Source organism: Bacteroides sp. AR29 (assembly GCF_900217715.1).
Classification (GTDB): domain Bacteria; phylum Bacteroidota; class Bacteroidia; order Bacteroidales; family Bacteroidaceae; genus Bacteroides; species Bacteroides uniformis.
This window is the reverse complement of record NZ_OBMS01000017.1, coordinates 29,454-49,765: the sequence shown is the minus strand read 5'-3', so window position 1 is coordinate 49,765 and position 20,312 is coordinate 29,454. Positions and strand designations below refer to the sequence as shown.

General features: G+C 47.3%; 21 protein-coding genes. 5 read left to right on the top strand and 16 right to left on the bottom strand.

The window, feature by feature from the left end; genetic code table 11:
- Nucleotides 1-255: 255 nt before the first annotated feature.
- Nucleotides 256-1,902, top strand: a complete 1,647-nt coding sequence (locus tag CSD97_RS11965) for a diphosphate--fructose-6-phosphate 1-phosphotransferase (protein ID WP_005826644.1) — start codon at nucleotides 256-258, stop codon at nucleotides 1,900-1,902.
- Nucleotides 1,903-1,971: 69 nt separating this feature from the next.
- Complete coding sequence (locus CSD97_RS11960) at nucleotides 1,972-2,844, top strand: glycoside hydrolase family 25 protein (RefSeq protein WP_005836022.1); 873 nt, start codon at nucleotides 1,972-1,974, stop codon at nucleotides 2,842-2,844.
- Nucleotides 2,845-2,898: 54 nt separating this feature from the next.
- Here the strand turns inward: CSD97_RS11960 and prmA are convergent, their stop codons facing one another.
- Nucleotides 2,899-3,741 (bottom strand): 50S ribosomal protein L11 methyltransferase, encoded by an 843-nt coding sequence (gene prmA, locus CSD97_RS11955; protein ID WP_005836023.1) that lies wholly within the window; start codon nucleotides 3,739-3,741, stop codon nucleotides 2,899-2,901.
- Between the two features lie 281 nt (nucleotides 3,742-4,022).
- Here prmA and CSD97_RS11945 point away from each other — a divergent pair, with 281 nt between their 5' ends.
- A complete protein-coding gene (locus CSD97_RS11945) occupies nucleotides 4,023-5,405 on the top strand; it encodes a hypothetical protein (RefSeq protein ID WP_005826635.1) in 1,383 nt (460 codons plus the stop codon).
- A gap of 36 nt (nucleotides 5,406-5,441) precedes the next feature.
- Entirely contained in the window at nucleotides 5,442-7,082 is a 1,641-nt protein-coding gene (locus tag CSD97_RS11940) for an outer membrane protein transport protein (protein ID WP_061412056.1), read from the top strand.
- 111 nt (nucleotides 7,083-7,193) lie between these two features.
- Here CSD97_RS11940 and CSD97_RS11935 read toward each other — a convergent pair whose 3' ends face one another.
- From CSD97_RS11935 to CSD97_RS11910, 6 genes are all read right to left on the bottom strand, one after another.
- Nucleotides 7,194-8,099 (bottom strand): outer membrane beta-barrel protein, encoded by a 906-nt coding sequence (locus CSD97_RS11935; protein ID WP_005826629.1) that lies wholly within the window; start codon nucleotides 8,097-8,099, stop codon nucleotides 7,194-7,196.
- 20 nt (nucleotides 8,100-8,119) lie between these two features.
- Nucleotides 8,120-8,590, bottom strand: a complete 471-nt coding sequence (locus CSD97_RS11930) for a DUF4252 domain-containing protein (RefSeq protein ID WP_005826627.1) — start codon at nucleotides 8,588-8,590, stop codon at nucleotides 8,120-8,122.
- Between the two features lie 12 nt (nucleotides 8,591-8,602).
- Nucleotides 8,603-9,061 (bottom strand): hypothetical protein, encoded by a 459-nt coding sequence (locus CSD97_RS11925; RefSeq protein WP_005826626.1) that lies wholly within the window; start codon nucleotides 9,059-9,061, stop codon nucleotides 8,603-8,605.
- Complete coding sequence (locus CSD97_RS11920; protein ID WP_005836025.1) at nucleotides 9,058-9,582, bottom strand: sigma-70 family RNA polymerase sigma factor; 525 nt, start codon at nucleotides 9,580-9,582, stop codon at nucleotides 9,058-9,060. Before CSD97_RS11920 ends, CSD97_RS11925 begins: the two co-directional genes overlap by 4 nt.
- 124 nt (nucleotides 9,583-9,706) lie before the next feature.
- Complete coding sequence (locus CSD97_RS11915) at nucleotides 9,707-10,264, bottom strand: NADH peroxidase (RefSeq protein ID WP_005836026.1); 558 nt, start codon at nucleotides 10,262-10,264, stop codon at nucleotides 9,707-9,709.
- A gap of 26 nt (nucleotides 10,265-10,290) precedes the next feature.
- Complete coding sequence (locus CSD97_RS11910; RefSeq protein ID WP_005826619.1) at nucleotides 10,291-10,725, bottom strand: transcriptional repressor; 435 nt, start codon at nucleotides 10,723-10,725, stop codon at nucleotides 10,291-10,293.
- A gap of 297 nt (nucleotides 10,726-11,022) precedes the next feature.
- Between CSD97_RS11910 and CSD97_RS11905 the strand changes: the two genes are divergently transcribed.
- The gene (locus CSD97_RS11905; RefSeq protein WP_098032444.1) at nucleotides 11,023-12,948 is read left to right on the top strand and encodes an NAD(+) synthase; all 1,926 of its coding nucleotides are present in this window, start codon (nucleotides 11,023-11,025) and stop codon (nucleotides 12,946-12,948) included.
- 273 nt (nucleotides 12,949-13,221) lie between these two features.
- On the opposite strand, the gene CSD97_RS11895 is transcribed toward CSD97_RS11905, so the two are convergent.
- The 9 genes from CSD97_RS11895 to rpiB all read right to left on the bottom strand — a co-directional run bounded on the left by CSD97_RS11895 (nucleotide 13,222) and on the right by rpiB (nucleotide 20,276).
- Complete coding sequence (locus tag CSD97_RS11895) at nucleotides 13,222-14,052, bottom strand: transporter substrate-binding domain-containing protein (protein WP_044467289.1); 831 nt, start codon at nucleotides 14,050-14,052, stop codon at nucleotides 13,222-13,224.
- An 11-nt stretch (nucleotides 14,053-14,063) separates the two neighbouring features.
- A complete protein-coding gene (locus CSD97_RS11890) occupies nucleotides 14,064-16,274 on the bottom strand; it encodes a putative porin (RefSeq protein WP_005826610.1) in 2,211 nt (736 codons plus the stop codon).
- Between the two features lie 253 nt (nucleotides 16,275-16,527).
- Nucleotides 16,528-17,073, bottom strand: coding sequence for a 2-oxoacid:acceptor oxidoreductase family protein (locus CSD97_RS11885; protein ID WP_005826606.1), 546 nt, complete (start codon nucleotides 17,071-17,073; stop codon nucleotides 16,528-16,530).
- 22 nt (nucleotides 17,074-17,095) lie between these two features.
- On the bottom strand, nucleotides 17,096-17,857 hold the full coding sequence (locus CSD97_RS11880; RefSeq protein ID WP_005836031.1) for a thiamine pyrophosphate-dependent enzyme: 762 nt from the start codon (nucleotides 17,855-17,857) through the stop codon (nucleotides 17,096-17,098).
- Nucleotides 17,858-17,868: 11 nt separating this feature from the next.
- Nucleotides 17,869-18,042, bottom strand: a complete 174-nt coding sequence (locus CSD97_RS11875) for a hypothetical protein (RefSeq protein WP_005826603.1) — start codon at nucleotides 18,040-18,042, stop codon at nucleotides 17,869-17,871.
- Nucleotides 18,039-19,124, bottom strand: coding sequence for a 3-methyl-2-oxobutanoate dehydrogenase subunit VorB (locus CSD97_RS11870; protein ID WP_005836032.1), 1,086 nt, complete (start codon nucleotides 19,122-19,124; stop codon nucleotides 18,039-18,041). Before CSD97_RS11870 ends, CSD97_RS11875 begins: the two co-directional genes overlap by 4 nt.
- Before the next feature lie 19 nt (nucleotides 19,125-19,143).
- The gene (locus tag CSD97_RS11865; RefSeq protein WP_005826600.1) at nucleotides 19,144-19,371 is read right to left on the bottom strand and encodes a 4Fe-4S binding protein; all 228 of its coding nucleotides are present in this window, start codon (nucleotides 19,369-19,371) and stop codon (nucleotides 19,144-19,146) included.
- Between the two features lie 16 nt (nucleotides 19,372-19,387).
- Entirely contained in the window at nucleotides 19,388-19,663 is a 276-nt protein-coding gene (locus CSD97_RS11860) for a tetratricopeptide repeat protein (RefSeq protein WP_005826598.1), read from the bottom strand.
- A 175-nt stretch (nucleotides 19,664-19,838) separates the two neighbouring features.
- The gene (gene rpiB / locus CSD97_RS11855; RefSeq protein WP_005826596.1) at nucleotides 19,839-20,276 is read right to left on the bottom strand and encodes a ribose 5-phosphate isomerase B; all 438 of its coding nucleotides are present in this window, start codon (nucleotides 20,274-20,276) and stop codon (nucleotides 19,839-19,841) included.
- Nucleotides 20,277-20,312: the final 36 nt, after the last annotated feature.

The window sequence follows — 20,312 nt, the reverse complement described above, 5'->3', positions numbered from 1 at the left end:
GGAAGAGACCGCCTAATAATAGTTGTATATTAAAAGAAGAACAATGCGATAACGACTCGTAACTCAAACTTTGCGGCAAAGATAACACAATAAATCAGTTAATTGCTTTCTTCTCCTTTTTATTTTAGGATAAAAAACGATAAATGTCATTTTATACATTATTTCGGCCTCTCGTTTGCATATCTTACGAAAAAAAGCGAAATTTGCGACGCTTTTAAACGGAACTTTACTAACACCTTTAAATAATTAAGAGAAATGACTAAAAGTGCATTGCAAATTGCAAGGGCTGCCTATCAGCCCAAACTTCCGAAAGCGCTGAAAGGAACTGTTAAGGCTGCAGAAGGCGCAGCTACTCAGTCTGTTGCTGACCAGGAAGAAATCAAGAAATTGTTCCCCAACACGTACGGAATGCCTTTGATTAAGTTTGAAACTACCGATGAGGTGGTTAACTTCCCCGCAATGAACGTGGGTGTTATCCTTTCCGGTGGACAGGCTCCTGGCGGTCACAATGTGATTTCCGGTATTTTCGACGGTATCAAGAAGTTGAACAAAGACAGCAAATTGTATGGCTTTATTCTGGGTCCTGGCGGCTTGGTTGACCATAATTATATGGAACTGACTGCTGACATCATTGATGAATACCGCAATACGGGCGGCTTTGACATCATCGGTTCGGGCCGTACCAAGCTGGAAAAGGAAGAACAGTTTGAGAAAGGTTATGAAATCCTGAAGGAACTTGGCATCAAGGCACTGGTAATCATCGGTGGCGATGACTCCAATACCAATGCTTGCGTACTGGCTGAATACTATGCTGCCAAGAATTATGGCGTGCAGGTAATAGGTTGCCCCAAGACCATCGACGGTGACTTGAAGAATGATATGATTGAAACTTCTTTCGGTTTCGATACGGCTTGCAAGACTTACTCTGAAGTAATCGGCAATATCCAGCGTGACTGTAACTCTGCCCGTAAATACTGGCACTTCATCAAGCTGATGGGACGTTCCGCTTCTCATATCGCTTTGGAATGTGCATTGCAGGTTCAACCCAATATGTGTATCATCTCTGAAGAGGTTGAAGCTAAGGATATGTCTTTGGACGACATCGTGACCAGCATTGCCAAGGTCGTTGCTGAACGTGCAGCCCAGGGTAACAACTTTGGTACGGTTCTTATCCCCGAAGGATTGGTTGAATTCATCCCGGCCATGAAGCGTCTGATTGCTGAGTTGAACGACTTCCTTGCTGCCAATGCAGAAGAGTTTGCTCAAATTAAGAAATCTCACCAACGCGATTATATCATCCGTAAACTCTCTCCGGAGAATGCTGCCATTTACGCAAGCTTGCCCGAAGGCGTGGCTCGCCAATTGTCTCTGGACCGCGACCCGCACGGAAACGTACAGGTATCTCTGATTGAAACTGAAAAGTTGCTGTCCGAAATGGTGGGTACCAAGCTGGCTCAGTGGAAAGAAGAGGGCAAGTTCGTAGGCAAGTTTGCTGCACAACACCACTTCTTCGGTTACGAAGGACGTTGCGCTGCTCCGTCAAACTTCGATGCTGACTACTGCTACTCTTTGGGTTATGCAGCATCTGCATTGATTGCTAACGGAAAGACCGGTTACATGTCTTCTGTACGCAACACTACTGCTCCTGCCGAAGAATGGATTGCAGGCGGTGTGCCCATTACTATGATGATGAACATGGAACGTCGCCACGGTGAAATGAAGCCGGTTATCCAGAAGGCTCTGGTGAAGCTGGACGGTGCTCCGTTCAAGGCATTCGCTGCTCAGCGTGACCGTTGGGCTATGGAAACAGACTACGTTTATCCAGGCCCTATCCAGTACTTCGGTCCGACAGAAGTTTGCGACCAGGCTACGAAGACTTTGCAGCTGGAGCAGGCTAAATAAGTTGATGCATCAACAAGTTGACAATAAAACGGAGGGGCGGTTCATTCCGCCCTTTCTTTTCCTTTGCTCATGGCAACCAAGACCTCCACAAATATCCGGCGTAAAACTACTGCCGCCCGTCGTTCTTCCTCTCCGCGGAGCAAGAAGAAAATGCAGCCGCGTACCATGCCCGTATGGTTGCGCAATCTTTTGGCGGTCTGTATCATTCTTGTTTTTTCTACCGGCTTTTACTGGTTTTTCATTCGTCCTTATGCTTATCGCTGGAAGCCTTGTTATGGTCAGAAAGGTTACGGTGTATGTATGCCTTGCAACTATGAGGTGCATGGCATAGACATATCCCACTATCAGGGAAAGATAGATTGGGAACTCCTGACACATAATAGAGAAGCCCAATTTCCCATTCACTTTATTTTTCTGAAAGCTACCGAAGGCGGCGATCATGGTGACGATACGTTTACGCAGAACTTCGGCCAGGCGCGTAAATACGGTTTTATCCGTGGTGCCTATCATTATTTTATCCCTAAGACCGATGCCCGCAAGCAAGCCGATTTCTTTATCCGTACCGTGCAGCTGGCAAAGGGAGACCTGCCTCCCGTACTTGATGTGGAGACTACCGGCAAGCAGTCACCGCAGGAACTTAAAACGGCAGTCAAGACTTGGCTGGATAGGGTAGAGGCGCATTACGGCGTAAAGCCTATTCTTTATACTTCCTATAAATTCAAGAAACGCTATCTCAGCGATTCCATTTTCAATGCTTATCCTTATTGGATAGCCCATTATTATGTAGATTCCGTGCGTTATGAGGGCAAGTGGCACTTTTGGCAGCACACGGATGTAGGCACTGTGCCCGGTATTGAAGAAGAGGTGGATTTGAACGTCTTTAATGGTACAATGGAGGAACTTTTGGAGCTTACGTTGAAAACTCCTTGTATAGAACGCTAAAGGTCAACTTTAGCTTCCTGATATTGACCTTTAGCTTTTTAGTATTGACCTTTATTATTTTTGGAATTTCACTGCCGCCCACCGGTTCTTCTCACGATGGTGGACAAAGTGCAGCCCGTTGCGTTCGGCTTCTTCGCGGATGACGGGAATGTCATCTATGTAGAAACCGCTCATCAACAATTCCGCTCCGGGATTCATGCGGGCTATGTAGTGCTTCATATCTGCCAGGAGGATATTGCGGTTGATGTTGGCGATAACCATATCAAAAGGACCTTTGCTTTCCAGAGAGGAGGCATCGCCTTGGGATACGGCAATATTGTCCACCCCATTCAATTCTATATTTTCGAGGGAGTTGCGCACACACCATTCATCTATGTCGATAGCTGTACAAGGGGAGGCTCCACGCATGCGTGCCAGTATGGCAAGGATGGAAGTCCCACAACCCATATCGAGCAATGCTTTGCCTTGCAGGTCACTATCCAGCAGTTCGCCTATGATGAGGCTTGTTGTCTCGTGGTGCCCTGTGCCGAATGCCATTTGCGGATTGATGACGATGTCATATTCTGCTTGTGGGACATCGTTGTGAAAAGTGCTGTGAATGACACAACGGTCTCCGATAACGATGGGCTGGAAGAAGTTCTTCTCCCATTCCTCGTTCCAGTCTTTGTCTTCGGCTTCTACGAAATTATATTCTATCTGTGTATCGGGCAGAGGGAAGTCTGCAAGTGCTTCTTTGAGTAGAGATTCGTTATACAGCTCTTTCTGTATATAGGCAGTGATACCGTCGGTCTGCTCAACAAAACTTTCAAAGCCAGCTTCACCCAAGACTCCGGAAAGTACATCGTTGACTATTTCTGTGCACGGAACAGTGCGGAATGTAAATTCTAAATATTTCATCGGAATATGATTGTTTGTTAAATGCAGAAGAAGATTTTAAAGAACAAATCTATTTCTGCGTATCTTTGTTTTCACACTGCAAAGGTAATGTAAACCGAGGGCAGAATAAAATGAACTTGTTCATTTTTTATGCGGAAGTGCCGCTTGCCTCGTCAAAAGGCGGGGTATTTAGGGAATTCCCTATAAATCTTTGGGGAAAATCTGCTGCATGGGATAAAATCCGGCGTTATCTTTGTGACGTGAAGAAATAGATAAACGTAAAATCCATAAACCAAACTAATATGAAAAAGATTGTTTTTTTATCGCTTTTTGCCTTGTGCCTCCCATGGACACTGGTGGCACAAAGTATAGATGACGACCTTTACTACACTCCTTCCAAGAATAAGGAAGAGAAAAAAGAAGAGGTGAAGCAGGAGAAGAAAGTCGCTGCTCCCGTAGAAGAGATTGTAGTAAAGTCGAATGTACCGACCACTGTCTATTCATCGCCGGGAAGCACTACTGTTGTAGTAAAAGACCGTAAGGGAAACACCCGCGATGTGGACGAATATAACCGCCGTTATGACTCCCGCGACAATGATTTCGTGATGGAGAACGATACCCTTTACATCAATGAAAAAGAAGATGACGGCCTGGACGGCGAATGGGTGAACGGTGAATTTGAAGGTTCGCAGGATGATTACGAGTATGCTACCCGTATCATCCGTTTCCGTAATCCCCGTTATGCCATCAGCATCAGCAGCCCGCTATATTGGGATGTGGTCTATGGCTTGAATTCCTGGGATTGGAACGTGTATACCGACGGATTATATGCATATGCTTTCCCTACATTCACCAACCGCTTGTGGTGGGATTGGCGCTATAACTCTTATGGTTGGGGCGGCTATCCTTACTATGGCTGGGGATGGAACAGCTGGTACGGTCCGAGCTGGAGCTTTGGCTGGGGCGGCTGGTACGGCGGTGGCTGGTGGGGACATCATCATCACCATCACTATCATCCCGGATATTATCCCGGTGGCGGTGGTCATTGGGGAGGTGGCCATTGGGGAAATGCATATACCAATAGACGTTCTTATGGTCCGAGCCGTTCTTCTTATGCCGGAAACAGAGTATCGTCCTCTACTTCCCGCCGTTCTTCTACTGTAAATGGAGGGCAGACTGTACGTCGTAGCAGTACTACTTCCGGTCAAGTGAGACGTAGCAGTACCGGTACGTCAACCCGTCGGGTGGTAGGTACAAGAAGTTCGTCTACAGTTCGTTCAAGTTCTTCTGCAACTCGCTCAAGTGTAAACCGTTCGAGTGCGGCTTCTACCCGCCGTTCCACTTACACCCGTCCAAGCAGTACGCGTAGTAGCTCATATAATAGTAGCGTAGAAGGAGTTCGTAGCAGTCGTTCTTCCGGTGTACGCTCTTCTGTTGGAACTTCCACTCGTAGCAGGACTTCATCGACTTATAACAGAGGTTCAAGCGCCGCACCGGCACGCAGCTACTCCAATGACAACAATCGTAGTAGCAGTCGTTCATATTCTGCTCCAGTACGTTCATCCAGTAGCACCCGTTCTTCTTCCAGCTTCTCTTCAGGCAGTAGCTCACGTTCCAGTTACTCCAGTGGTGGTGGCGGTGGTGCCAGTCGTTCCAGTGGCGGCGGTGGTTCCAGAAGACGGTAAGTATAAGTATGTTTTAATCTAACAAGACTAAGAATTATGAAGAAGATAACCATGATAGCCCTTGCTATGTTTACAGCTGTAGGCGCAGGGGCACAGACAATATATGATGCAACGAATATAGCACAGAAGGAATTGAATGGAACCGCCCGTTTTGTCGGAATGGGCGGAGCTATGGGAGCATTGGGTGGTGATATTTCTACCATAGGAACCAATCCTGCCGGTATCGGTATTTATCGTAGCAATGATGCTATGCTTACCTTTGGCTATTCAATGACGGGCACAGAAAGCAATTATGTAGGTAATAAATTTGAAACGAACAAGAACCGCTGGAGTTTTGATAATGCCGGTTTTGTGATAGCTTCGAAGATAGGCAATCATACTCCTTTGCGGTATGTGAATTTTGGTTTTAATTACCACAAATCAAAGTCATTCTATAAGAATATGACGATGCAGGGGTTGATGGGAAGCATAGATAATCAATATGTATCTCAAGTGCGGAGTATGGCGCAGCAGGCTACGGATGCCCAGGATTATGTATACCACAATTATAATCAGCAACGCTTGAATTGGGAATCGAATGACATTTATCGTGACAGTGAGGCTGGCTGGTTGGGAGCTGTAGGTTATCAAGGTTCTCTTCTTTTTGAGAATAGGCAGACCGGTTCTCCTGATTCTTATGACCCTTATATTCCTTCCGAAGCGGATGCTTATTTCTTGTCGCGTGAGCGTGGCGGTATTGACCAATATGATTTCAATATCTCCTTCAATATAAATGACCGTTTTTACTTTGGTGTTACTCTGGGTGCTTACGATGTGGATTACAACAAATATTCTCTCTATGATGAAATGTATGCCTACAAATGGGAGGGCGACGGGCAGATTTATGAGGAAGGCTACTCTTTGGAGAGCTTTAACCGTATACACGGTTCGGGTTTCGACTTCAAATTCGGTGCCATCTTCCGGCCGATTGAGGATTCTCCGCTTCGTATAGGTTTGGCTGTGCATACTCCTACTTATTACAAACTGACTTATACTACGGGAGCGTTGCTGACTTCGGATTTGTTTTTACCGAATGAGGCTGGGGATGAAACTCTTACTCGTACCACTGTGGATACTTATTCTGCATTAGGCGGTAGAGATATGGACCGTGATTTTAAGCTGCAAACCCCGTGGGTATTTAATGCAAGTTTGGGCTATACAGTCGGTAATAATCTGGCTTTGGGAGCTGAATATGAATATGAGGACTACTCAAGCATGAAGTTCAAATATCCTGAAGGTGACGAGATGGCATGGGAAACGGGTGAGGCTGACCTCTGTATGAAGGGGGTAAGTACGCTTCGTTTAGGAGCAGAATACAAGCCGATACCTGCTTTCTCTCTGCGTGCCGGTTACAATTACAGTACTGCAGCCTATAAAAAGGATGCTATTAAGGCATTGCCTTCCAATTCTATAAATACAGATACGGATTTTGCCAATAGCAAATCGATGAATACTTTCACTTTAGGTATCGGTTATCGCTTTTCTTCGTTTTATGCGGATTTGGCTTATAAATTCGATACTTATAAATCTGATTTCTATCCGTTTTATAATGATATAAATGGCTTGGTAACACCGCCAACAACGGAAGTTACCAACACTCGCAGTAAAGTGCTATTTACATTGGGCATGCGTTTTTAGAAGAACAATTTTCATTGCAGATAACCTTTCATTGTCAATACCTTAGGGTATAAAAGAACTCCCCGGAATGTACAAATACATTTCGGGGAGTCTTGTGTTATAGGGGAGGGATTACAGATACCATGCCACGCCAAATGAATAGGGAGATACTTCCGGTCCCTTGTCTTTCTGGAATAATCCGTATGTGGAGTAGCGCAGGTAAATGCCGATATTACCATAACCGGCTTGTGCCAGCAGGTTTATGCCGACGGGCTGCACATACATACCTTTGCCTACGGTTTTCTTCTTGCCTCCGTTGATGTGTGAGAATGACTTCACGCTGTGACGTATCTCAAATTCGGGACCGGCATTGAAGAACACTTTGTTTCTTCCCACTCTTTGCTGCCATTCCATCAATACGGGTACACGGAAGAAGAAATGGCGCAGACGGCTTTTATTGTAACTGGTGTCTTCGTTGCCTGCGGTGAAGATGCTGGTTCCGTTTTCCTTCAGCAAGGCATAGTTACCGTCGATATTGAAAGAACGGTATCCCCAGCTGACTCCCAGGTTGATTCCCCAATGCGGGTTCTTCTTGAAGTTGTGATATACGGAGAGGATGTTGAAGCCGAATTCCCATGACTTGGATAAGTCGAGTCCCATCTTGTCGCTTGCTCCGAAGGAAAGGAAGTCGTTAGCCAGCCGGCTGTAGCCAATATACAGACCGGAACAGTGCGGTTCGTAAGCATTGTATCTTCTCTTTTTGGGGATGAATGGCAGGGCGTCGAGGAAAGTGCGCTTGTCTGCATCCACTTTCTCGAGATAGACTCCTTCATAAATTTGTACTTCTTTCTTTTCTCCGTCTTCCAACTGCTCTTCGTACACCTTGATGCGCATGTCTCCTTTTCCTTTCCGGATGATGATGGAGTCGCCTTGTGTCTGTACTGTAGCTTTCTGTTCAGGGTCAGTCTGTTGTTGTGCTGCCATGCGGCCGGCCGGTACAGCAAGCAGGCAGGCCAAAATCATAATTCTGGTTTTCATATCGTATATTGTTTTTAGTGTTATTCCGATTTGTAAAGCATATCCATCATTTCCTTTTCACTGAGCAGACCCTCTATGTAAATCAAAGTGCCCATGGAGTCTTTTCCTATCTTGAAAATGATGTAGCGGTTCAGCTTCTTTCCATTGCGTTCCACCTCTTTCAGTTGGTAATAAGCGCTGCGCAGCACACCGCTTTCCATTACCTCCTGCGCCTTCTTTGCGTTATCTTGCTTGTCGTGTACAATGGCCTGCTGAATTTCCCGGCGATAGGGGGATACATTCTTGAACACAAGGCTCTTGTAGGTAGTCATGCGGTAAGATTTCAGGATACTGCCGTTCAGTTCTACCCTGGTCACGTCCTTTTGCTCGCCATACTTGCTGAATAGGTCGGCTATTTGCAGTCTCTCTTGTGCATGTACAAAGGCTGGCAGGCAAATCAGCAGGGAAAAGAGGCACAGACTACGTATGCAAATCAGTATAGATGTTTTCATAACCTTGTTATATTAGTGTTGAAACAGTAAGTTGCTTAAATCTTCATCCGTGAAGCTGGCGTTCTGCAGGGCTTCTAGTGCTTTGGCTTCCACCAGTTTCTCGTCTGTATACCGCTGGCCGTCGATGACGACATAATTTTCGGGAACACCGGAAAGCGGAAATATAATCTTAGCTACCCCGAGAAGCAGGAGCAATCCGGCGGCAATGCCGCTGACAGCATAGAATGTGCGATAGAGACGGAAAGGCTTCCGCTGTGCGGGTACTTCCTTTGCCGATTCTGTTGTTACGGATTTTTCCTCTGTCGGTTCTGCCATTGAAGTTGCTTCCCGGTTCAGATAAGCGAATAGGGGGCGGTACGTTTGCAGGTGCTCCGGCACTTCCTCTTCGGTAAAGAAACGGCGCAGTTCACGCTCTTCTTCGCAGGAAGTTTCCCCTTCGAAATATTTATCCAGCAGTTCATCTATCTTCATGGCTCATTTCTCCTTTCTTTTCTTTCTTGTATGGTTCGCAGGTAAACGTCTCTCACTTTCTTCCGGGCTCTTGACAGATTGCTGCGGATGGCTTCCGGTCCGCATCCCGTGATTTCGGCGATTTCGTCCGTTTCGTATCCTTCGATGTCCTTCATCCGCATGATGGTGCGTTGAAGATTGGGCAGCGAGTCGATGATTTCGTGCATCAGACGGATTTCATCTTTGATTTCCAACAGCCGTTCCGGTGTTCCGGTGGGGGATGCCGCCTGCACTATGTCGAGAGATAGGGTGTCGTTGCGTTTGCAGCGCCACATATCTATACAGATGTTGTGCGTCAACGTCATGGCAAATGCTTCGATGCTCCGGTATTGCTCCAGTTCAAGCCTTTTGTTCCATAGCTTGAGCAGTACCTCCTGGACGGCATCTTCTGCATCCTCCGGTTCGTCGGTCAACTTCCGTGCATAGTTCAACAGCTTGGCACGGAGTGGAAGAACGGTTATTTTGAATTCTTTGAGTTCCATTTACACAGATAAGACGAATGGGAAATACAAACGTGACATTGTAAAGTGAAAAAAGTTGGAATAAAAAAAGGGACTTACTAACATTAGCAGTCCCTTTTCTTCACATTACTATAAAAGTATAGGATTATTTCTTGAAATAGCGGTTGTACAGACCTTCGAAACCTTTACCGTGACGGGCTTCGTCCTTAGCCATTTCGTGAACGGTGTCATGGATAGCGTCGAGGTTCAATGCTTTGGCACGGGTAGCGATACGCTTCTTGTCTTCGCATGCACCTGATTCTGCGTTCATTCTCTTTTCGAGGTTTGTCTTGGTGTCCCATACGCAGTCACCCAGCAGTTCAGCGAATTTAGCAGCGTGTTCTGCTTCTTCCCAAGCGTAACGCTTGAAAGCTTCTGCAACTTCAGGATAGCCTTCACGGTCTGCCTGGCGGCTCATTGCCAAGTACATACCAACTTCTGTACATTCGCCCATGAAGTGGTTGTTCAGGTCTTTAATCATTTCGTCGTCGCAACCTTTGGCTACGCCGATTACGTGTTCGTCGGCAAATACCAGCGGGCCGTCAGCTGTTGCTTCTTCAACTTCTACGAACTTGCTTGCGGGAGCTTTACACAATGGGCACTTTTCGGGAGCTGCATCTCCTTCGTATACGTAACCGCATACAGTACATCTAAATTTTTTCATTTTCTCTCAGATTTTAATTAGTTGAATTAGTTATTCTTTGTTGTTCTTAAACGTTCTTCTTCTATGCAATGTTTACAGATTCCTTTATAATAGTAGTGGATTTCCTGCACATCGTGCCCGTCCATATCCATGTCGACCACTTTCTTGATGTTGTTATTGCACATCAAGTCATAAATCTTTCCGCAACGCTTGCACAAGAAATGACCGTGCGGGCTGGTATCGGCATCATAACATGTGTTACGCTCGTCGATAGTCAGGGTTTGTGCGGCACCTTGCTCGCTCAGTAGTTTCAAGGTATTGTATACCGTTGTTTTAGACAGTGTCGGTATGGAGGGAGACAGTGCCGTATAGATTTCATCCACCGTGGGATGCGTACGATGCTCTATCAAGTAATTCATGATGGCTATGCGCTGTACTGAAGGCTTGATATTATGATTCTGCAATCGTTTTACTACATCCATATAATCTAAAGTTTCAAACTTGTAATTATTACATTTTTAATTCACTTGCAAAGATAGGAAGTTCCTATAATTCTCCAAAAGATTTTTGGAAAATTTTTAGTTGCGGTCATTAAAATTGTTTATATATGTTCCTCTTCTTGTAGGCAGGTTGCCGTATTTTTGCCATAAAAGCGAAGGCAGGATGCACCCCGGCTTCAGTCGGTTTCTCGTGCCGATATAGAGAAAACGTTTTTCTCTTATCTCTCTTAATCAGAATTTTGCCGTATCTTTGCACCGAATAAATAATATAGCATCCTTATGAATTACGGATATGTAAAAGTAGCGGCGGCTGTGCCCCGTGTCAAGGTGGCTGACTGTAAGTTCAATGCCTCAGAGATTGAAAAAGAGATTATTATAGCCGACGGGAAAGGTGTGCAAATCATTGCTTTTCCGGAGTTGTGCATTACCGGATATACTTGTGGCGACCTCTTTGCCCAGCAACTTCTGCTCGAAGAGGCGGAAATGGGGCTGATACAGATTCTGAACAATACGCGCCAGATGGATATCATTTCGATATTGGGCATGCCCGTTGCACTGAACGGTGTGTTGCTGAATGCGGCGGTTGTCATTCAGAAGGGGAGAGTGCTGGGCGTTGTCCCGAAGACTTATCTTCCCAATTATAAGGAGTTTTATGAGAAGCGCTGGTTTACTTCCGCATGTGATGTGGCAGAAAACAGTGTGCGCCTTTGCGGGCAGATTATTCCGATGGGGAGAGACCTGCTGTTCGAAACGGCAGATACCACTTTCGGAGTGGAGATATGCGAAGATTTGTGGGCACCCATACCGCCCAGTTCCACGCTGGCACTGCAAGGTGCGGAAATCTTGTTCAATCTTTCGGCCGACAATGAAGGTATCGGCAAGCACAATTATCTGCGCTCGCTTATCAGCCAGCAGTCGGCACGGTGCATTGCCGGTTATGTATTCAGCTCATGCGGTTTCGGAGAATCCACTACGGATGTGGTGTTTGCCGGCAACGGACTGATTTATGAGAACGGGACTCTGCTGGCGGCAAACGAACGCTTCTCTTTCGAAGGGCAGGTGGTCATCAGTGAAATTGATGTGGAACACTTGCGTACGGAGCGCCGGGTGAATACGACCTTCGCGGCTTGCCATGCAAATTGTGTTTCGGCCCTTCCGGTACGAATCTTTACGGAGTATGTCAACAGCAGGGATTTGAACCTGACACGTACTTTTGAACCGCATCCATTTGTTCCGCAGGGGATAGCGTTGGACGAACGCTGTGAGGAGGTATTCTCCATCCAGGTGTCCGGACTGGCGCAACGTCTGGTGCATACTAAAGCGAAAAGTGCCGTTATCGGCATTTCGGGTGGACTGGATTCTACGCTGGCGCTGCTGGTTTGCGTAAAGACTTTCGATAAGTTGGGATGGTCCCGCCAGGGTATTGTCGGTGTCACCATGCCGGGATTCGGAACGACCGACCGTACTTACACGAATGCCATCGACCTGATGAACTCCCTCGGTGTGACTGTCCGCGAAGTCAGTATCAAGGAGGCCTGCATACAGCATTTCAAAGACATAGACCATGATGTCCATGTGCACGACGTGGTTTACGAGAATGCGCAGGCACGGGAGCGTACCCAAATCTTGATGGATATTGCCAACCAGACCTGGGGAATGGTTATCGGTACGGGCGACCTTTCGGAACTTGCTTTAGGATGGGCCACTTACAACGGCGATCACATGTCGATGTACGGTGTGAATGCCAGCGTCCCCAAGACTCTGGTGAAGCACTTGGTGAAATGGGTGGCAGAGCATGATATGGACGATGCTTCACGTGCTACCTTGCTCGATATTGTGGATACTCCCATCAGCCCGGAACTGATTCCGGCAGATGAGAACGGTAATATCCAGCAGATTACCGAGGATTTGGTGGGGCCGTATGAGCTTCACGACTTCTTCCTTTATTACTTCCTGCGCTGCGGTTTCCGTCCTTCCAAGATATTTTTCCTGGCAGCACGCACATTCAAGGGGATGTATGATGAAGAAACCATCAAAAAATGGTTGCAGACTTTCTGCCGTCGTTTCTTCAACCAGCAGTTCAAGCGTTCCTGTTTGCCGGATGGTCCGAAGGTGGGCAGTATCTCTCTGAGTCCGCGCGGTGATTGGAGAATGCCGAGCGATGCTTCGTCGGAGATGTGGCTAAGGGAGGTGGAAGGACTCTAATTCTTTACTTCGGGTATGCCGTAATATCGATATGGGTATTTGATGACTGCATCTTGTTTGCATTCTTGCTGCATGTATTTTGCAGTGCGACTGCAAACGTGTTGCAGTATCACTGCATAACTGTTGCAGTCGTACTGCATATCGGTGTGCAGTGCCACTGCAACGGCTTTGCAGTGGCACTGCAAAATGTATGCAGGATTTTGCAGTAATAAGCTGTTGATTAATAACTAGTTGTAAAAGTAGGGATATGCTGCGTGTATGGAAAAGTGCAGCTTAGTTTCGTTTCCCGTAGTATCGTTTGTAGATTTTCTTGTATTCTTTTCCCTTTTTGAAACTATCCAGCCATGTGTTGAGGCTGTCCAGCAGGATAGGGGACTGTTTGCTTACTCCCCAGGAATAGAATTGCGTGAAGCTGATGGCGGTATTGATGTCTATTTGAGGAATGCTGTCGGCTGCGGTACGGGCAATGCTTTCGTCGCATACGGCATAGTCGATGTCTCCATGGGCTACCAAGGCAATCAGTTGTTCGGAACCGTACTTCTCTATTTCCTCAACGTAGATGGTGTCGCCTATCTCATTTCCCAGGTTGCGGATGCGTAGTATGGAAGGGGAGCCTTTCACTACGTGCAGTGTCTTTCCAGCCAGGTCCAGTTGGCTTTTGATGAATAATGACGAGTCGGAAATATTCTCAAGCTTGCGTTGCACCAGCACTTGCTTGTTCAGCACAATAGGGGTGGTAAGCAGCAAGGAGTCTTTCAGCTCACTGGTGGCGAGGATGCCGTAGGCAATCACGTCATATTGCCCGTCGGCCAGGCCTTCCAGCCGCTTGTTGAAGCTCATTTCCGGTGATATGGCCGCTTGCAGCCCGTGGTCGCGTGCAAAAGCTTCTATCAGCTCGTAGTGGAAACCGGACAAGGTGTCATCATCCACATAGAAGCTGATGGAGTTGTATTCCGTCGAAGCATGTATGATGCCTTCGGCAGCTATCTCGGCATAATCGCGCGGATGACCTTTCGGTTTCTCTTCTTTCTTGATGAGATAGTGGGCAATGAGAGCCGCTGCAATTCCCAGAAGTGCGTATTTGAGCAGTCTGCTTTTCGTCATACAGTCATCTGTTAGTCATAGAAATTCCATGAGACGCCAATTTTGAACAAGCGCGGATTGATGGGGTAGTGCGGCACCAGGAAGGAATTGGCGCTTCCCATACCCGCGTTGACGTGATACATCATGGCAAAGATACGCGTCCGCTTCAAGTGCAGGTTGGCATATACGTTTACGATGGGGTAACCGCCTATTTCCACCAAATCGTCCGTAGGTTGCAGATGGAACTGCTGGACGCCGGGTGCATAGGCAGGTGCGTTGTACTTGGTGAAGTAACGGACATCGGCACCCAACTGAACGGTCAGCACCTTCTTGGCGAGTTTAGCCAGTATGTAGAAGTTATGGTAGAGCGAGAGTTGGGGCAATGGAAGTACTGTTTCATTGCTCGTCTTCTGCCAGGTCACCTCATTGTCCAGGTGGAAGACACCGAGGCGGAAGTCTTGTTTCAGTGTGGCGGACAGCACTTGTATGTTGCCTCCGTTCTGTTCGGGCAGGGCGCTTTGGTTGAAGTAGGTGTAGTTCTTGATATTCTCTACGCCGGCACGGAGATTGGTTCCCCAACGGGAAATGTTCAGCTCGCCTTCCACACGCGTACGGAATTCCTTGTCCATGTTGTCGTTGTCCCAGTTGTAGTGGTTGGAGTGGTAATGGCGCATATAGAAGGAAGGAAGCGTGTTGCTCACATAACCGCGGGCGTAGAAGTTCACCGTATCTTTCCATAGACGGAAGTTCAGGTCCAGATTGGCGTTGACGCGGAACTGCCCGATGGCTTTGTCTACCAACCCCACTTCACCGTTTACGTTGTAGTGCAGCAGTTTGCCTTCGCGCTTGGCGAGTTCGCCACCCAGGAAGATTTCCTGCTCGGTGTAGCGGATGCGGCGCATGTCGGTAAGTGTGTCCGTATTCATCAGGTCGTACCGGCTGAACTTGTGGGAGATATAAGCCGTAAGTCCGGCTTTGGCGTATTTGTTGAAACCTTCCAGCAAGGCTATTCCGAACACGTTCTTTACACTGAATGCTGTGGTGGAGTCGTTGCTGTAATTCTTGTAAAGCTTGTAGTCTTCCGGGAAGAATCCTTCGGGCTCGCTTCCCGAACGGAATTGGTGCCGCGACCGCTCTACTTTCAAGGTATGGATAAAGCTGGTGACGGGGACGAACTCTTCTTCGAAAAGTGAGTCGTTGTCTGCGGTAGAAACAGACGGCAGGCTGTCATTGGCAGCTGCAAGTGTGCTGACCGATTTTGATGCTATGCTGTCGTTTGGCAATGCTATGTCGTTGTTCGAAGCGGATATTTCGGCTTCAGAGGACGGGGAGGATGAGGCTTTGGGTGCGGATACCGTCGGTTTGCCTTCTTGTGTGTTCCGTACTCTCCGCGTAAAACCAAGACGATAGCGCTGTGTCAGATAGATATAAAAATCCTTGTTACGGTTGGAACTCTGTTCCAATTTGACCGGGATAGTGGTGGACTCGTACTCTTTCTTTCCTCCGGACATGTTTTCGGGACGGGTGATGTATTGGTCGTCTGCAATACCGCCGTTCTCGTTCATCTTCAGGAAAAAGTTGTTGTAGACTGCTTGTACCTGATATTTCTCGCCGATATAGCTACCGAACAGACCTGCATTGAAGTGCGAGGTGGACTGGTTCTGGTAATAACCGCGTCCGTACAGATAGTCGATGTTAAAGCCAAATGCCAACTGCTTGTTGACGTTGACGGAGAAGTAGGACTTGAAGCGTTCTTCACCGTTCACTTTGCTGCCGGCTTTGTAGTAGGTAAGATTGGTGTAAGGCACGTTGCTGTTGGTGAAAAGCACCTGGTCGGGACGTGTGAAAAAACTGGAGAAGGGAGCCATGAAGATGGTAGGTTCGCTTTCCTCCCGTTCGAAGAACAGACGTGAGAGGCGTGGAGAACCTAAATTTCCCAAGTAGTTGTAATGGCCGAACATTCCTTCCACCAGATTGGTGCTCTGGAAGTTGAGGCTGGCTGTGTCGGCAGGTATGATGGTACGGTTGCCCAGTGTCTCACTTAGTTTCCACATGTAAAGCTTGGGTGGAAGACTTTGAATCTCAGTATTGGTACTGTCTTCCAGATTGTCCGGCTGGGTATTCGGGTCAATCTGGTTACCGAACCGGTCGCGATTGTTCATCGGGTTTAAGGTGTTTTGCGCCATAGCCCCCCATATCCCTATAACGGACAGAAATATATATGTCAGTACAATTCGTCTCATAATTAGGCGCAAAGATACAATAAAAAATTATTTGCTTACTGAATTCAGCCTTTTTTGCTTCTTTTAAACTGTCTTGTTTTCTGTTTTGTTCTATACTGCTTCCGGTTCTCTGCCCTTGAATCCATACTTTTCCGGCTTGAAATGAAATAAGCCCTTGCAATAAATCAATATCACAAGGGCTTATCCGTTTTTCTTTATCTCTTATTCTGGCGTAAAGTTCCTCCTCTTATGGGGAGTGGCTTTACATAGCCTTTCATTTCATTTCCTGAATAAGTTCCATTCCTTTCTTGATAGCTTCTTCGTTCATCGGTATCAAGTGGTGGTGGCGTTCGGGCAGTGTCTTCTTCAATCCTCTGAGTACACTGTCCAGTGTAACCATCGGCTTGATTTTCAATAATCCACCCAATACAATCATGTTGAATGCCTTGGCGTTGTTCATTTCATTGGCGGCATCCATGGCGTTGATGCGGTAAACGTGGATGTCCTTACGCGTCGGCGGGTTGATGATGCCGTAACCGTCGTAGATAAGTACGCCTCCGGGTTTTACCTTGCTTTCGAATTTCTCCAGTGACGGCTGGTTCAGGATGATGGCGGCATCGTACTTGCTTAAGATGGGTGAGGATATTTTCTCGTCACTTACGATGACTGTTACGTTGGCTGTACCACCACGTTGTTCCGGTCCGTAAGCCGGCATCCAAGTCACCTCTTTGCCTTCCATCAATCCGGAATATGCCAAAATCTTTCCCATGGACAATACACCTTGTCCACCGAAGCCTGCTATAATGATTTCTTCTTTCATTGTTCTTCTGTCTTTAGCATGATTATTTATCTTTCAGGTCGCCCAGCGGATAGAAGGGGAACATGTTCTCTACCATCCATTCATTGGATTTCGCAGGAGACATCTTCCAGCCGGAGTTACAGGTGGAAACGATTTCCACAAGGTTGGAACCTTTGCCTGCCATAGAGTTCTCGAATGCTTTGCGGATAGCCTTTTTCGCTTTGCGGATGGCGGGAACGGACTGTACGCTTTGGCGTGTCACGTAAGCGGTTCCTTCCAATTGTGCAGCAATATCGGCCATCTTCAGCGGATAGCCGTGCAGATGCACGTCACGTCCGTAAGGGCTGGTCGATGTCTTCATGCCTACAAGGGTAGTGGGAGCCATTTGTCCCCCGGTCATACCATAGATGGCATTGTTGATGAAGATGATGGTGATGTTTTCGCCGCGGTTCAAGGCGTGGATGGTTTCGGCAGTACCGATACAAGCCAGGTCGCCGTCTCCTTGGTAAGTGAACACCAGGCGGTCCGGCCAAAGGCGCTTGATGGCAGTGGCAAGTGCGGGCGCACGTCCATGGGCGGCTTCCTGCCAGTCGATGTCTATATAATTATAGATGAACACGGCACATCCCACGGGGGAGATGCCTATTGCTTTGTCTTCCAGTCCCATTTCTTCGATAACTTCGGCTACGAGTTTATGAACTACGCCGTGACTGCATCCCGGGCAGTAGTGCATGGGATTGTCGTTCATCAGAGTCGGTTTCTTGACAACCAGATTCTCGGGCTTTATAATATCTTCTTTTGTCATAATCACTTCTCCTATCTGTTGGTGAACCGTATGAAAAACTCCATCAACTTGACGAATATCGCCGCGCCGCAGACGTAGATGAACAGCTTGAAGTCATCTTTTGCAGCAAAATATATAATGATAGCTGCCAGGGCAAGTACCATGAAGAGAATGTTCAGTACGTTTCTTATTTTATCAGGATTCATTTCTTAATCAGTTTTTCTTTCAATGCATCTACTATCTCATCCGGATCGGGAACAATGCCGCCGAGGCGTCCGAAATGTTCCACTTTCACTTTACCGTTCACGGCAAGGCGGACATCTTCCACCATCTGTCCGGCATTCAATTCTGTAACGAGCATACCTTTCACCTTGTCGGCATACGCGACAATGGCTTTGGTCGGGAACGGCCACAACGTGATGGGGCGGAGCATACCTACCTTTATTCCTTCTTCGCGTGCCAGCTCCATTGCTTTCTGTCCGATGCGTGCCATAGAGCCGAAGGCTACAATCAGGTAGTCGGCATCATCGCAATGAATTTCCTCGAAGCGAACCTCATTCTCTTCTATCTGCTTGTATTTGGCCTGGAAACGGATGTTGTTCTTTTCCATTTCTTCCGGTTTCAGTTCCAATGAGGTGATGACGTTGGGTTTGCGGCCGTTGGTTCTGCCGGTAGTGGCCCATGGGCATTGTTCGATGACTTCCGCATCGGTGCGGCGTGGCTTTTGTGCCGGGAGCACCACTTTTTCCATCATCTGGCCGATGACACCGTCGGCAAGGATGATTGCCGGATTACGGTATTTGAAGGCAAGTTCGAATGCCAGTCCTACGAAATCTGCCATTTCTTGTACGGAAGCCGGAGCAAGGGCAATCAGACGATAGTCACCGTGGCCGCCTCCTTTTACTGTCTGGAAATAGTCGGCCTGGCTCGGTTGGATGGTTCCCAGACCGGGACCGCCGCGCATAACGTTTACAATCAAGCAAGGCAGCTCGGCACCTGCCAGATAAGAGATACCTTCCTGCTTTAGGCTGACACCGGGGCTGGAGGAGGAGGTCATGACCATTTTACCACTTCCGGCACCGCCGTACACCATATTGATAGCTGCCACTTCACTTTCTGCCTGAAGAACCACCATGCCGGTCGTCTCCCAGGGTTTCAGTTCGGCAAGAGTTTCCAATACCTCCGATTGCGGAGTAATGGGATATCCGAAGTAACCGTCTGCACCGCAACGGATGGCTGCGTGGGCGATGGCTTCGTTTCCTTTCATTAATACAACTTCTTCTGCCATATTCTACTGATTTACAGATTTATTCTACTTTTATTTTATATACTGAGATACATCCGTCCGGACATACTGTGGCGCACGAGGCGCAGCCGTTACAAGTATCTTCCAATATCTGGTGGGCATAGTTATACCCTTTCACATTCACCTCCTTGGTGAGGGCTATTACGTTGAGCGGACACGCTACCACACACAAGTTGCAGCCTTTGCAACGTTCGGTGTCTACTACGATTGCTCCTTTGATTTTTGCCATAATTTACGTTCTTTATTTATTGATTGTACATATCCTTGTTGTAGAAGTTCAGGATGTCCATAGCCATTTGATAGGCATGTTGTGCCGGGCTTTCGGGGTTCAGGTCGATGGCATACTGATAGTTGTTCAGTGCTTGTTGCCAGTTGCCTTGTTTCCGATAGGCATTTCCCCGCAGGTAGTAAGCTTCGTCTTTGCCGGGAAAGTCTGTTTGCAGTATTTCGTCAAGCTGCTGGATGGCTTGCTCTACATTTCCCTGGTTGATAAGCTCTTTTATGGTATTCAGTCGTTCCATATCTAAAAAATATCCGGGTTATCGAACCACAAAGATAGTTTTTATTTGAAGACAATGAGCATCTTCACTGTGAAAAATAAGAAAAAGGGGCAAATAAAAAGCCCGAAGTTTCTCACGATTCTATCAGAATGTCAGAGCTTCGGGCGGATATCATAAAGAAGGTGATTCTATTGCTTTACAAGTGTACCGGTATCTTGTCCACTCTTCGTTGGTGGCGTCCGCCTTCGAATGGTGTACTGAAGAATTCCCTCATAATCATGTCGGCTTCTTCGGTACTGATGAATCGCCCTGGCATGACAAGCACATTGGCATCATTGTGCTGGCGTGCCAAATGGGCTATTTCTGCCGTCCAGCAGAGGGCTGCGCGGATACCCTGATGCTTGTTCAGCGTTATGCTGATACCTTCACCGCTTCCGCAGATGGCAATTCCCGGATAGCACTCTCCGGCTTCAACGGCCAGTGCCAAAGGATGTGCAAAGTCGGGATAGTCGCAACTCTCGGTTGAGTAGGTCCCGAAGTCCTTGTAAGCCCAGCCTTTGGCTTCCAGCCAGCCGCGGACATATTCCTTCAATTCGAAGCCTGCATGGTCGGAACAGATTCCTATTGTTTTCATGATGGTCAGTTAATATACCAATGTGCCAATGTGCTG